This is a genomic window from Halalkalicoccus sp. CG83, assembly GCF_037081715.1.
In the GTDB taxonomy this organism is placed as follows: Archaea; Halobacteriota; Halobacteria; order Halobacteriales; family Halalkalicoccaceae; genus Halalkalicoccus; species Halalkalicoccus ordinarius.
The window spans coordinates 798271-810819 of the sequence record NZ_JAZDDH010000001.1 but is presented as its reverse complement, the minus strand read 5'-3'; the positions used below and the strand labels follow the sequence as shown (position 1 = coordinate 810819).

Below are 12549 nucleotides of genomic sequence, written 5' to 3'. Positions count from 1 at the left end.
AGCTATATTACTCGTCGCTTCGACATTGCTTATATACCCAGCCGATGACTGAAACCACCTCACGAAATCCGGCAACTCAAAAACAAGCCAAGACCTGGTTCATTCCGGAACAGATCGAACGCTTCCGGGCGGCATCCAGAAGGGGACGAAGCGCGACACCTATCTCAACCTCTCTCCCGCGACGACGCGCCAACTCCGACGCTACCGATCGAGCGCGTAGAAGACGACCGATCAGATCTACGGCCATCTGTGGCAGCACTGAAGGACCAGACCACTCGGCTCTACTTCTCCAGCGACACACCGAGACGATCATCACGTTGCTCGCCGACATGGGGCTTCGCGTCAGCGAACTCGTCGCACGTGACTAAAAAGTGGCTGAGTCCGTATTAGTCCGACTCGTTGAAACCACCGCTCTCGTTGGTTTCGTTGAGACCGCCAGTTTCGTTAGTCTCGTTGTCATCGCCGAGACCGCCAGTTTCGTTAGTCTCGTTGTCGTCGTCGAGACCGCCAGTCTCGTTGTCGTCGTCGAGACCGCCAGTCTCGTTGGTCTCGTTGCCGCCAGTCTCGTTGGTTCCGTTCTCTTCACCGTCTTCACCGTCTTCGGCGCCTTCGCCGCCTTCGCCGCCTTCGCCGCCTCCACCACAGCCCGCGAGCGCGACCATCGTTGCTGCGCCTGCTGCTCCAACGAACTGTCGTCTGCTGAGTTTCTTGGAAGAGTCCATGGACTCCATTCCACGTCCATCCTGATAAGACTCGGGAAATCTCCTTAGGACTCTGATCCGACCATGGATGTCTGGCACAATTTCAACAGTACAGGCGTTGGCCTTGTGTAACACTGCCGCCTAACCAGGCAAAGTGCTACACAAGCTGAGACTGTCACTTTTGAGACCAAAGCGCGAGACTAAGTAGCACGACAGCGTATAGAAAAGAGCCGGCAGTACTACCCTACTGCCGTCTGCTGAGTTTCAGGAGGACCACTCTACTCGGGGTGGGTTCCCCATCACGTATGCAGATATCTGGCGACATCGCCTGAATCAAGCGGCTGCTCTCTGCGGAGAGGGGATGGGCCATAGCGGCAGGTGGTGATGTTACGCCGCTCGGCGTGCCAGAGCGGCCGCTCGGGCCCATCAGCTGCACGGTACATCTCACGGCGGTGTGCGTCCCAGTTCACGTATTTTGGCACAGGGGTGTTTCGAAAGCAGCTGTGATACTCAGGACAGCGCAAAGTAAACACTGAAGCGTGTGAGGAGCTAACACACATCATGATTGGCAAATTAGAAAAAGAGGTTGACGTGCTGGGTCGGCACCTCCAAGTTCTAAATACAATCGTCGCAAACGAGCCGATCGGTATCGTCAAGACAGCAAACGAGCTCGAATATCCGCATCACAAAGTTCGTTATTCGCTCCGGATGCTTGAAGAAGCAGATCTCATCAAACCGACAACACAAGGAGCCGTTACTACCGATCAGGCTGAGGAGTTCATCTCGACGCTCAATGACGACCTCACCGCAGCAATTGATAGACTTCACATGATGAAAATTGACGCTCCCACCATCTCGTAGTTCTGGGACGCGAAATGTATAGATTTCGGATTGATGATAATAGAGTTCTTCTTCTATGACCTCAATACACCACCGATCGCGAGAAGGATTGCGAAAAACAGGACGGCAGCGGCTAGCCCACTGCCGCCGAGGAGGCCAGTGACCGGATCGATCACACCAGTCACGCCGAGAACGGTCGTGCTGATCACGATGAACCCTGCGAGGAGTATCCCACCGAGGGCACCCGCAAGCAAGCCATGCCATGCACCGTTCGCAACTCCACCGGTAGCGAGCCATCCCGCGATGAATCCACCGATCAACCCGCCACCAATCTGTCCGATCACTGGGAGTGCAAGACCGAGTACACTAATGAGTAATCCTACCACGAACTCGGTAATGACCGCAGACCATCGCACCAGATAATGGGATAGGAGTCTGAAAACCAAAAGCCGAGCGCAGGCTACTGCCAGTAGTGGGTTCGCACAAACGACCGTATGGACCCGGTCAGCCTGAGTTCTTGCCGAGGATACTGAAGGAGGCAGGGGACTAGTAGTGATGACACCGGGTTCGCCGCCAATACGGCCGGGATTCGTGCTGTTCGAGTATGCCATGAATATCAGATTCCGCCCTCGTCAGCCGTCGAGTTGTCTTCAAAGTACGCTGCGAGCGCGTCGTCCTCTAGTGGTTCGTACTGCTCGGAGTCGGTGTCAATGGTCGCTACATCGACAGTCTCCGGTGAGAGAGCAGCGTCACTTTCGGCGGCGAGTACTCGAACCGCTAAGCCGATTCTACCTCCAAGCGTCAGATCTGGGTGATACTCTTCCTCAAGATGGGGCTGAATCTTGGCTCACTCGGAAGAAGAAAATAGCGGTGTTGAGACAGAAGGATCAGGATTCACAACACATGGCTGGAACTCATCCTCATTTTCCGGTGGGATGACGGCCAACACGTTTTCAGCTAAGGCCCGGTGCGCACGCCGAAACCGCTTCGACGGCGCTTGCGGCGAAATCCCAACTCCTCAGCCAACTTGCTCAGCCGTGTCTCGCAAGGCGACTCGCCGATCCTGTGTTCCTTATAGTTCAGGAGGGGCGAAGCGCCAGGCTTGGATGGCAGTATCGGCAGAGTTGACCCAGAACAACACATGATTGGCTGACCCTCTACTGAGGATGACTCATCCACGATCAAATTCCAATCTAGCACGCCAGGAGGTCTCTGAAGAGGAATGTCGTTCTTTGAGTTGGTCACGGACCGCAAACGCAAATTCGCGTCCAGCATCTCCTTTGACCCGGTATCGGCGTTCGATATCGCTTCCCTGAAGCGTGAGATAATTGCCTCGAAGCAGAAATTCACAGACCGGGGGATTCATCTCTTCAAGACGGAACGCCATGAACTGCGTATCGAATCTGCCGGACTTGACGTCGATAACTCGGTGATTAGTGAGAAGCAGTTTCCGAGAAGGCGCTCTCCCATACCAGAGAGTCCACCATCGGTCCCTTGTACAGTCGATTCCAAGGAGTACCGTCTCGTCGTCGGAGAGGTGGTCCTCAAGCAACGAGCGAGTTGTCTCGTCAAACTCATCGACGCTGGAATAGACAGATCCTGTCATAGACGTGTTTCTAAGTAGAATCGACTAAACAATAGTGATGAAGGTTCTTCTGAGAAGAATTCGAGTTTTTGAGTTCTGATTAAAAGTGAAACGACACTAAATCTCATAATGTGTGGAGTTTCCAACTCAGCAGGTATCGAACTGCTTGCGAATGCGGGCTATTCGCGAGAGGAAATTACGGAGAGCTACAACGACTCCAGGATCAAGGAAAGATCTATTCACCAGAGGGGGGGGGTATGTGCGACTTGTCTGAGAGCCCAGCTTCGCGATCCCCAAGATGAAGTCGACAGTGCTTGGTAGACGTATCCGACTTGATGGTTCCTAACCACTTTCCCTTGGACTACACCTCAATGTTGATTGATTCCGATAAACTACCACTTTCGTGACCGCTTGCCACATTACTATCGCTAGTATTTCTCTAGTCATCACTCTCCTCTTCGTTTTCAATTAGGTCGAGCTCGTCATCTGAGCTTTCCGGAGTACCGTCTTCAAGTCTGTCTGCATTGCTCTCTTCATCACTATCGCTGGCATTTCTCTGGTCCTCACTCTCCTCTTCGTTTTCAATTAGGTCGAGCTCGTCGTCTGAGTTTTTCGAAGCATCGTCTTCGTCTTCAGCTCTGTCTGCATTGTTCTCCTCATCACTATCGTTGTCGGTCGGAGCGTCTTCATCCTCATCAGGAGATGATTCATTAGCGCTCTCGGCTTCTGAGTTATCAGCGCCCTTTTGAACTGTATCGTCACTGCTTTCCTCTATATCGCCATCGTCGCTGCCTTCGTAGGTATCGGTCGGGTCAAGCGAACATCCAGCAAGAGCTGTAATTGATGCAATCCCAGTACTAGCGAGGAAAGTTCTGCGTCGCATACCCTATCGGGAATCACTACCATTAAATATTACTTCTGTATCTCTCTGAGAAACTCTCTGAGAGAATGAACATGGTGTGGTAAATGACCGCACCCGCGTCTCTTCTACTCTTTCGCCACTGCGCAGTCACTCGCACCGTCCAGCTCAAAGCCGCTCCACGTATAGTCGTATTCGAGATCGCTGTTGATGCCGACGAACTCGGTCCAGTGGTTCCATCATACTGAACCCGGCCTCAGCACTGAGTAGCCACACCGATTGATTGAGGAGTTCTAAGAAAGAGACTCTTCTACCAAATAACGCGTCTCAGCTAGCGGTCTGGATTTCTTCCCGCCGGGGGCTGCTCGCGGTCGCTCTTGGAATCAGTTCGGTGGTCCTCCGCTGGCAAGTAAAAGATATTCGTATGTGCCTGTTGTCATAGGGCGTCCCTGTTGTCTACGTCTGGACTCACGTCGCCTCTCCGATCCGAGTGGGAGATCAGTTGACACGGTCTAGACCCGTCCAGCTCACGCGCGGGCGATGGCAGAATCGGAATTTTTGATTGCCGGGTGGCGCGCCATGTCCTAGTGGCGTCCCGTTACCGCTGTGCATGAAACAGATATCATTCTCGTCGGCGACTATGTGCTCACAGGGACCAGATGGGGTTACATATCCGCAGATCGTCATAATCAATACACCTGGCTCACTACTTTGTGTTTGTTTCTCGAACAGAGGGTAGGGCCTCTTAACCATCTACTCACAGGGATCTGGAGGCGTGATCGTGAGAGGGAGCTGCTCATTATCACTGCCGGGGGACGTACAGAAGCCGCGGCGGGCGTGAAATCTGACCTCCTACAGTCGGGGCCACGCCCGCGCTATCACCCCCTATGCGGCTGGCTCGTATCAGTGTTAACGTTGCACACGCCGCCGCGTTATCACCGGGCAGATGGACAAGCCATGGTTGCGAGGAGTGCCGCGGTTGATTGACCGCCGGACGAACGGGCGCTTCGGGCGTCAGTTGTCCGGGTCGGGTGGTCCGATGGCCTTCGTGGCAGAATAAGATGATACCGTAACCACGACCGCCACCTCTCTCGCGGATCGGTTGGCTCTACAAGCTACCTACACCCTCACTGAAATAGAGATCTAACGGAATACAACCTCCAGGGTCTCGTACCGACACGCTGTACGGTACGGCCAACTCATCAGTATCGTCGTTCCTCGAGAAGATCGACCGTCCGTTCTGTTGTCATTCGTGAGAGCTCCTCGGGTTGTGTAGAGTCGCGACGACGAGCTCGTCCAGGAACGAAAAACAGAGCGGAGATCAATCGATCGCTAAACATGGAACGGCATCTGACCGATAGCAGTCTCAACACCGCACCGACGGATGAAGTGGACGAGCTGATCGAGCAGGAATTGTTCTGAGGCGTGTCCGGTCGGAGTAGCGAGTGAGGATCGACTGCTCTTCAACAGCCCACCGACGGCTACGACGTATTGACGATAACGGAGACTCGAGAAGCGCGCGTCCTCCTCGATCACGCTCGTTACCGGCTCTTCCCGCCAATATCGATTCTCCGTTCCGTCCCGACTGATAGGGCGTAACGAGTCGAGGATCACTGCGCCATCTCGACCTGTGATCGCAGTCTCAAGACGCCGAGCGTCGCGCTAGTTCGAGGTGTAATGTCTACTGACGGTGACAAGCGAGCCGCCTGTAATCGAGAGGACTACCGGGTCTCCTGCGTACTCGACAACGGTTCCCGACCTAGCGTCATCGGCTTCGCGCCGCTGATCGGAGTACCCGCCAGTTACTCACCTACCGTGGAGGATCGGTGAAATGCTTATCCAACCGTGAGGACAGTGTACGTACGAAGGTGACCGGGGGATGGGAACGAGTAAAGTCAATTTCCGACTTCCAACGAGGCTCATCGAGAAAGCAGACGTAGCGGCCAAAATCACCCACAAGAACCTGACGGAACTCGTCACGGAGGCGCTCCGAGAATACTTAGCGGAGATCGAAGACGAGGCGTTCCAGGAGGCTGTCGTGGAACTCTATCTCGACGATCAAATCGGTTTTGAGGTCCTGAAGGAGTTCATCGGCCGGCAAGACGCTGAATCCGTTCGCGCTTCGAAGACCCTCCTCGATCACGGCGGCGAGCTCGCTGACGACCTCGCGGAACTGTAGATGCTCGTTGCGGACACTAGCGCGTTGGTTTCTCTGGCCACTGTCGATCTCCTCCCACCGGTACTCGCTGAATTCGACGTTCAGACGACCGAAACGGTGATCGCGGAGCTCGAAGGAACCGTGGAATACGACGATCCAGCAGAGGACGCCGCACGACGAGTTCTGCGACACCGCGAACACCTAACCGTCCATACTGTGGACGATCCGAGATTCGAATCCTCGCGAATCGACATCGGAGAAGGAAGCTGTGCAGTTCTTGCCCGAGACGAAGCCGTGGATTTTCTGCTCACCGACGATCTGCGGGCGCTTCCCGAACTCCAACCGCTGGTTGCTGTCCGAGCTGCGATTTCGTCGATCGTCGTGAACGCACTCGTCAACCGCGGGGCCATTACGCGGTGTGAGGCACGGATGAAACTCGAGGAGATGGCGGACGCCCGTGATTGGCTAGAAGCACCGATCTATCGACGAGCACAGCGCCTCTTCGAGGACGAGCCACTCGGTTCGGAATAACGGGGCGTGTTTGGACACGGAGCTGGCAGAATCAGCGATTCTTCTGGCCCTCATTTGGAATGAACTCGCTGGTCAACGGGAATTGCGTATCGATCGCTGAGTAGCCGAATGAGATCGACCCGAATATTTCTCAGTGAACTACCCCGCCCTGCTCGCGTTGCGGTCTCGCTAAGGACCGGCTTCCTGTTTCGATAACGCTTATTGGATGCGGGTGCGGGCAGCAACGGCCACAACCGCGAGGCTCGTGGACGCGTACTCGCTACGGATCACGGGGAGTACAGGCGGTATCTCGATAGTTCTGATAGATGGTCGCGACCAAGAGGCGTGTTTCGAGCATGGCAAATCGGTCGCCAATACACCGCCGTGGACTAGCCGCGAACGGGAAATACGCCGATCAAGGAAGCGCGTCCTCTAACTTCGGGTGTCCTCGCAGCCCGTAATAGATGGGGCGTATCCCGACCACCTTGATAATTAATGGTACGAATATACATGCCTATAGCTCACACGTTCTTACGGTGGTTACGACCAGCCACCAATTGTCAGAGGCACATCTGGCTTCGCGCCAGTGAAAACCGGGAAAGGAGCTCATTCCTCCTTCCGGTTACTCATCCACGCGGTGAAGCGACATCGGCAATGTCGAGAATCGTGGCTCGGGTGTGTGTAGAGAGCTACCTGCTACCAGATGATATCAGTCGTGGTTTCAGTGTTAGTTTTCAGTTGATTCTTCTGTGTAATTTTTGGAAAGGTGATACTCAGTATCGATCCGCCTTACTCAGCCCAGTTGAACAAAGGGGATATATACCACTTCAGATATGAAGAAAATGAATCAATTACAAACCGAGCGATAATTATCACGGCGGTAGTGACCTGGTCGCTATCCCACTCAGCCGTCAGAGGCACACTGGTACACGCCAACTAACGAAAGACCGGGAAAGGAGCTCATCCATCCTCCCGGTTATTTCGTGGGGTGGAAACGAGTTGGGCACCTCCTCCCACCTGCTGTCAGAGACTGGATGCTGACAGAGTCTCGTTAATCATTGACTCTGCTGGAGCATCCATTTCACAATTACCGTTCAACTTACTTAATCATTATCTATGTATCTTAAGAGAGTATAATAGAGGATCATAAAGTAGTGTGTCGGTATGCAATCGGAGCACTGTCGTCCACCAGCGGAATCGCGACGGCCCGCTGAGTCGTCGTGGCCGCGGCGTAGGTGCCTCTTCATCATTGAACAGATGGGTAATGTCGCTGAGACTAACATATGGACGATGGTCGTGGTCAGCGAAGAGATCCAGCCCCTGTACTACGGCACCCTGATCGGATGCCATCGTTACTCCTGGCCGTAGTAGTCGTCGGTCGTGGAGACCGAACTGGCGGTCGTCTGGGCCGCGTACGAGGCCAGTCGGTCGTCGTCGCCGATAGCCCAGTACCGCACGGACGAGACCCCGATCCTCGAGACGGGAGAGGACGGCCCCAACGCTCCCTCCAAGTTTCTTGCATGCGTTCGTCGGGGTCCATTCCTGTTCCTCCAATCGGGTGTAGACTGCTGGCTTCCTTGTACCCACTCAGTGAACCAGTATTCACGCCCCGAAACCGTTCCGTGGCTGAAACTGATTATCGCTATCTGACCCCCATTAACCCTCATCTCTGGTTTTCCAGTGGCAAGAAAAACCCTTTGTGATCATATGAGAAAGACTCACGCATGGCCTCGGGATTCGACGAGGACCTGCTCGAAACTGCGGTTGAGCGTCGGGCGGTCCTGACTACGCTGGCCGAGGCCCCGCATCACCGGCGCGAGCTCCAAGAGACACTTGACATCTCTAAGACCACGTGTCACCGCATCGTCCGAACGTTCGACAATCACGGGCTGTTGCGCCGTACCGACAACGGCTACACGCTCTCGACGAAAGGGGACCTCGTCGCCGAACAGACCAGCAAGTACGTCCGACATATGCGTGCGGCGTGCCATCTCGGACCGCTCGCGGAGGCCTTCGAGGACACCGAGTTCGAGTTCGATGTCGAATTGTTCTCTGACGCGCGGGTCACCCGTCCCGAACCGGACGATCCGACACTGCCGATCAGTCACGAGTTCCAGATCTTCCAGGACTCGGATTCACATTTGCTGCTCGATTACAATCAGTATATTCCGCCGCTGTACATCGAACAGTTGGCCGAAATCATCCTCGAACAAGGCATGCAGCTCGAACAGACCGTCCCCAGGGAGATGGTCGAAGAGCGACTGGAGCGGTTTGATGATCTCCACAGACAGCAGGTTGAAGGCGAGATCGACGCGACGATCTCGTATAACGTCCACGACGGAATCCCGTTTGGTATGACCATCTACGACCGGTCGCACGTAGTCCTGCGAGCGTACGACGACGAGACCGGTTCCATCGCGGTGCTGGTCGATACCGACGATCCGGAAGCGGTCGCCTGGGCCGAGGAGGTCTACGAGCACTATCGCGGAGGGGCTAGGTCGCCCGAGGAAGTCGAGAGCCTCCCCGATTGGACGCCCAGCCCCGATCTCGATATCTGAGCCCCAACCCGACCGGAAAGTTCGTTTCATGACCCGCAATCGTTCCGTGCCGTGCAAGCGTTCCCCGAGGAGTGACTGAGTCCGATGAGTGACTACAACTCTCCCCCCACGGTAGTGCTTATGAGGTCAGGTATGAGCGAAACCCAGTCCATGCAGCCGGAGAGAACGAACGACGGAATCGGCATCGGACCCCGATCGAAATCCATCTCGGAGATACGATGCGCCGTCTCAGATCACCTCGACGAGATGGACGGCAGTTCTACCGTCAATCGCCTGTTGACGGCACGCTACCGTCATCGTCTGTTCCCGCAGGCCTCGGGTCGCGTTCTTGGTGTCGTCTGTGGCACAGGAACGAACTTCGAGTACCTCCCTGAGCCGACAGAGTACGTCGGAATCGACATCAGCCAGGAAATGCTCGCTCGGGCCGAGGATCGATTCGAGCCACTCGCGCGCGGAGAGACGCTTCGAGAAATGGACGCCCAGGACCTCACCTTCGACAGCGGGAGTTTCGACACTGTCATCTCGTCTATGTCGACGTGTTCTCCGACCCGGTCGTCGCCTTAGAAGAGATGAGGCGAGTCTGTAGGCCCGACGGGCAGATCCTTCTCCTTGAGCACGGACGGAGTAGCGTCGGTCCAATCGCCTGGATTCAGGACTGGCACGCCGACAGGCGGTACGAAAAGACGGGCTGTCGGTGGAATCAAGACCCGCTGGCCGTCGTGGTCCAGTCCGTGCTTGCCGTCGAGGAGTCTACGAGTGGCTTTTTCGGGATGATTACAGCTCTCAAAGCGTCCCCATAGACGAGATTCACGGAAGCACTATTATCGCCTAGTGAAGATGCCTCCACTTGAGACCGGTATCTCGATGTGCTTGAAACGCTCTCTATAACACTGGATGGCTGCTCTATACCATGGGCACTGACAGGAAGCACAAGTTTCGTGTTACAGGGGGTTCCTCTGACGCCAAACGATATCGACGTGCAGACGACCGAAGAAGGGGCCTATGTGATTGAAGAGGAGTTTGCAAAGCAGGTTATCGATCCAGTATCGTTCTCTGAATCGGAACCAATCCGCTCTCATTTCGGGTTGCTTGAACTCAATGACGTTCGTATCGAAGTTATTGGTGCAGTCCAGAAGCGCCGATCCGATGGAACATGGGAAGCGCCGGTCGATATCACTGCACATCGCACGTTTGTAGAGTTCAAGGAACATCGTATTCCCGTGCTCTCGCTCGACTATGAAGCGAAAGCGTATGACCGATTAGGCCGGACAGAGCGAGCTGCGCTTCTCTCAGAATATACTGATAAGTAAGTTTCTGAAGAGATAGGAGAGCACGGTCGATGATCGACTGATGCAACGCAATTCAACCGAAACAAACGAAGTGATCTTGCTGAATAGCTGCTCTGTATTCAGTAGCCTGTTTCTCTCAGAATCACGGCCGACTACACTCATCCTGTGAATTAGCGAGGCTTCATTCCAAGTTCTGAACCACAGACTTGATGGCAAGTTCGCGCAACTGCTCCCACCAGAGACGGGGGCGGACGAATGCGCCGCATTGCTGCTTGGTAGCCGCGTTCACCGTTTCGTTCGCGTTCCGCTGATGCTCGTGAAAAGAGCTTAAGCAACGGTCCCTCATGGAGGTACTATGACGCGGTTCTCGATCCCGGATCTCGAAGACCGATCGGGGGTGGACAAACAGCCCGGAGAGACGGTCGCCGAGTATCTGCGGCGAGTCGGGCAACGCACCGATCTTCCGCCCGAGGACGTGGAGGCGGTCATCCGGTATACGGATCACCAGCAGTTCAGTCCGGATCCGTCCTCCATGGACGCCGCCGACGTGCCGCTCGACGAATTTCTCCAGGCGGCTGAAGAGCTCGGCGAGAGCGATCAACCAACCGGTAGGGATGCTGACCCTCGTGCAGATCCGAGCGAGCAACAGGAACGGAGTATCTCCCAGGAGATGTCCGGCCCTTCCCCTGATAGCACTCGCGGAAGCGAGACCGACGACGAGACGTCGTACGTGTATCCCGTGCTGGTGGTACTCGGCATCGTAATGATCGTCGCCGCCGCGCTCGTCGTTGGGGGTGGTCAGATACCGGGTACCGATGTCGACCTGATGTCGACCGACGACGATGTCGACGAGACCGAGACGACCGAACCAACGCAAGCCAACGAAACTGGGACGGACGAGCCACTCACGGACAACGAGACTGGCACGGACGACCCAGCTCAAGCCAACGAGACCGAAGCGGCCGTGGTCGATTCCGCGGCTGAAGCCGAGGGACAACTCGAGGTAACAGACATGGCCGTCGATTCGTCCCTCGAGCCCGACGAGGAGTTCATCGAACTCACGAACACCGGTGAGACGGCGCTTGATATGTCCGACTGGACCGTTCGTGACCGCGAGGGTGGCGCGGTCGACACTCGGGGGGTGGATCCGGTTACGTTCCCCGATGGGTTCGTCCTTGAGGCAGGCGAGAGCGTTCGGATCGTCACCGGACCGGGCCAAGACACGGAAGATACTGTCCACTGGGGCTACGACACACGAAACTGGCACGAGGACGGTGACGTGATCATCGTCCTCGACGGCAACGGCGAGGAAGTGTTGCGATACCAGTACGGCTCGCCACCCTGAACGGTGGGTTGGACACCACGTTCATGCCGGAATAGGCCCTCCGGCCGTCGGTTGGTTTTGGATCGTCGTTCGATCGCGTCCTCGATCGTCACTCCATCTCCGCTATGAGTTCGCGCGCGGTCTCCCATCACCGCCTCCGGGAGGTCCGCGGTGTCGATCCCGCATCCTGGTGGTGATCCGAACGCGAATCTCTATGCGCAACTGAAGCGGGACGTCCTCGACCGTGTTCCACAGATCACGGCCGTCGAGTACGTTCCCGACGATATTGAGGCCCGGCAGCTGCGGCTGCGTTTCGATCCGGCCCGTCTTGATCCGCCAACAGGCCCTGACTCCCCGGAACTGACTGTCAAGTGGTATCGACAGAATCCCCACGATTGGTTCCGGATCAACTCCACTGATCCGAACACGGGTTTTCACGCTGGCTGGCACCAGGACGAGGACCATTCCGATCTCGGGCGAGCGCATTTCCAGTACCTGGTCACCGATGACGAGGACCGCCGAGGCATCACGTTCGACACGAGGTCCCCTCGCTGATCCTCTGGGAAATCGTCGAAGAACTCCTCGAGGACGTCCATCCAACCTACCAACACGCGAACGAGGAATCATGAGCCCCGAGAACGCGCCGATCGACGTTTAGCGCGAGAGCTGCCAGTGCGTCGCCCAGCGGTTCCTCGTCGTCGTCCCGGACGGCTTCAAGGATAGGT

At 55.8% G+C, this 12549-nt stretch carries 11 protein-coding genes and 3 pseudogenes; 9 read left to right on the top strand and 5 right to left on the bottom strand.

Features of this window, described 5'->3' with window-relative positions; all coding sequences use genetic code 11:
* Nucleotides 1–386: 386 nt before the first annotated feature.
* Nucleotides 387–722 carry a hypothetical protein gene (locus V0Z78_RS04070; RefSeq protein WP_336343345.1) on the bottom strand — a complete coding sequence of 112 codons (336 nt, stop codon included), beginning with the start codon at nucleotides 720–722 and terminating at the stop codon, nucleotides 387–389.
* Nucleotides 723–1262: 540 nt separating this feature from the next.
* Here V0Z78_RS04070 and V0Z78_RS04065 point away from each other — a divergent pair.
* Nucleotides 1263–1562 carry a hypothetical protein gene (locus V0Z78_RS04065; RefSeq protein WP_336343344.1) on the top strand — a complete coding sequence of 100 codons (300 nt, stop codon included), beginning with the start codon at nucleotides 1263–1265 and terminating at the stop codon, nucleotides 1560–1562.
* Nucleotides 1563–1615: 53 nt separating this feature from the next.
* Here the strand turns inward: V0Z78_RS04065 and V0Z78_RS04060 are convergent, their stop codons facing one another.
* Nucleotides 1616–2152, bottom strand: a complete 537-nt coding sequence (locus V0Z78_RS04060) for a DUF5518 domain-containing protein (protein WP_336343343.1) — start codon at nucleotides 2150–2152, stop codon at nucleotides 1616–1618.
* Nucleotides 2153–2763: 611 nt separating this feature from the next.
* Here V0Z78_RS04060 and V0Z78_RS04055 point away from each other — a divergent pair.
* On the top strand, nucleotides 2764–3165 hold the full coding sequence (locus V0Z78_RS04055) for a hypothetical protein (protein ID WP_336343342.1): 402 nt from the start codon (nucleotides 2764–2766) through the stop codon (nucleotides 3163–3165).
* Between the two features lie 400 nt (nucleotides 3166–3565).
* On the opposite strand, the gene V0Z78_RS04050 is transcribed toward V0Z78_RS04055, so the two are convergent.
* A complete protein-coding gene (locus tag V0Z78_RS04050) occupies nucleotides 3566–4009 on the bottom strand; it encodes a hypothetical protein (RefSeq protein ID WP_336343341.1) in 444 nt (147 codons plus the stop codon).
* A 1855-nt stretch (nucleotides 4010–5864) separates the two neighbouring features.
* Between V0Z78_RS04050 and V0Z78_RS04045 the strand changes: the two genes are divergently transcribed.
* Both V0Z78_RS04045 and V0Z78_RS04040 read left to right on the top strand, forming a co-directional pair.
* A complete protein-coding gene (locus tag V0Z78_RS04045) occupies nucleotides 5865–6164 on the top strand; it encodes a CopG family transcriptional regulator (RefSeq protein WP_336343340.1) in 300 nt (99 codons plus the stop codon).
* A complete protein-coding gene (locus V0Z78_RS04040; RefSeq protein WP_336343339.1) occupies nucleotides 6165–6674 on the top strand; it encodes a hypothetical protein in 510 nt (169 codons plus the stop codon). It abuts the gene before it with no gap.
* 259 nt (nucleotides 6675–6933) lie between these two features.
* Here the strand turns inward: V0Z78_RS04040 and V0Z78_RS18990 are convergent.
* Together V0Z78_RS18990 and V0Z78_RS18985 are read right to left on the bottom strand one after the other, a co-directional pair.
* Nucleotides 6934–7065, bottom strand: a pseudogene (locus tag V0Z78_RS18990) (cytochrome P450); the annotation flags it as partial.
* Between the two features lie 940 nt (nucleotides 7066–8005).
* A pseudogene (locus V0Z78_RS18985) lies at nucleotides 8006–8240 on the bottom strand (MarR family transcriptional regulator).
* A gap of 137 nt (nucleotides 8241–8377) precedes the next feature.
* Here V0Z78_RS18985 and V0Z78_RS04035 point away from each other — a divergent pair.
* The 5 genes and pseudogenes from V0Z78_RS04035 to V0Z78_RS04015 all read left to right on the top strand — a co-directional run bounded on the left by V0Z78_RS04035 (nucleotide 8378) and on the right by V0Z78_RS04015 (nucleotide 12453).
* Nucleotides 8378–9211, top strand: coding sequence for a helix-turn-helix transcriptional regulator (locus tag V0Z78_RS04035; RefSeq protein WP_336343338.1), 834 nt, complete (start codon nucleotides 8378–8380; stop codon nucleotides 9209–9211).
* 132 nt (nucleotides 9212–9343) lie between these two features.
* Nucleotides 9344–9775, top strand: coding sequence for a class I SAM-dependent methyltransferase (locus tag V0Z78_RS04030; protein WP_336343337.1), 432 nt, complete (start codon nucleotides 9344–9346; stop codon nucleotides 9773–9775).
* 302 nt (nucleotides 9776–10077) lie between these two features.
* Nucleotides 10078–10521, top strand: a complete 444-nt coding sequence (locus tag V0Z78_RS04025) for a nucleotidyltransferase domain-containing protein (RefSeq protein ID WP_409338670.1) — start codon at nucleotides 10078–10080, stop codon at nucleotides 10519–10521.
* A gap of 334 nt (nucleotides 10522–10855) precedes the next feature.
* Entirely contained in the window at nucleotides 10856–11845 is a 990-nt protein-coding gene (locus V0Z78_RS04020; protein WP_336343335.1) for a lamin tail domain-containing protein, read from the top strand.
* A gap of 150 nt (nucleotides 11846–11995) precedes the next feature.
* A pseudogene (locus V0Z78_RS04015) lies at nucleotides 11996–12453 on the top strand (hypothetical protein).
* Nucleotides 12454–12549: the final 96 nt, after the last annotated feature.

Bases quoted from the DNA above. Each gene is read 5' to 3' on its own strand.
- V0Z78_RS04060 (WP_336343343.1), bottom strand. From the start codon at position 2,152: ATGGCATACTCGAACAGCACGAATCCCGGCCGTATTGGCGGCGAACCC.
- V0Z78_RS04030 (WP_336343337.1), top strand. From the start codon at position 9,344: ATGAGCGAAACCCAGTCCATGCAGCCGGAGAGAACGAACGACGGAATC.
- V0Z78_RS04070 (WP_336343345.1), bottom strand. From the start codon at position 722: ATGGACTCTTCCAAGAAACTCAGCAGACGACAGTTCGTTGGAGCAGCA.
- V0Z78_RS04020 (WP_336343335.1), top strand. From the start codon at position 10,856: ATGACGCGGTTCTCGATCCCGGATCTCGAAGACCGATCGGGGGTGGAC.
- V0Z78_RS04055 (WP_336343342.1), top strand. From the start codon at position 2,764: ATGTCGTTCTTTGAGTTGGTCACGGACCGCAAACGCAAATTCGCGTCC.
- V0Z78_RS04035 (WP_336343338.1), top strand. From the start codon at position 8,378: ATGGCCTCGGGATTCGACGAGGACCTGCTCGAAACTGCGGTTGAGCGT.
- V0Z78_RS04040 (WP_336343339.1), top strand. From the start codon at position 6,165: ATGCTCGTTGCGGACACTAGCGCGTTGGTTTCTCTGGCCACTGTCGAT.
- V0Z78_RS04065 (WP_336343344.1), top strand. From the start codon at position 1,263: ATGATTGGCAAATTAGAAAAAGAGGTTGACGTGCTGGGTCGGCACCTC.
- V0Z78_RS04050 (WP_336343341.1), bottom strand. From the start codon at position 4,009: ATGCGACGCAGAACTTTCCTCGCTAGTACTGGGATTGCATCAATTACA.
- V0Z78_RS04045 (WP_336343340.1), top strand. From the start codon at position 5,865: ATGGGAACGAGTAAAGTCAATTTCCGACTTCCAACGAGGCTCATCGAG.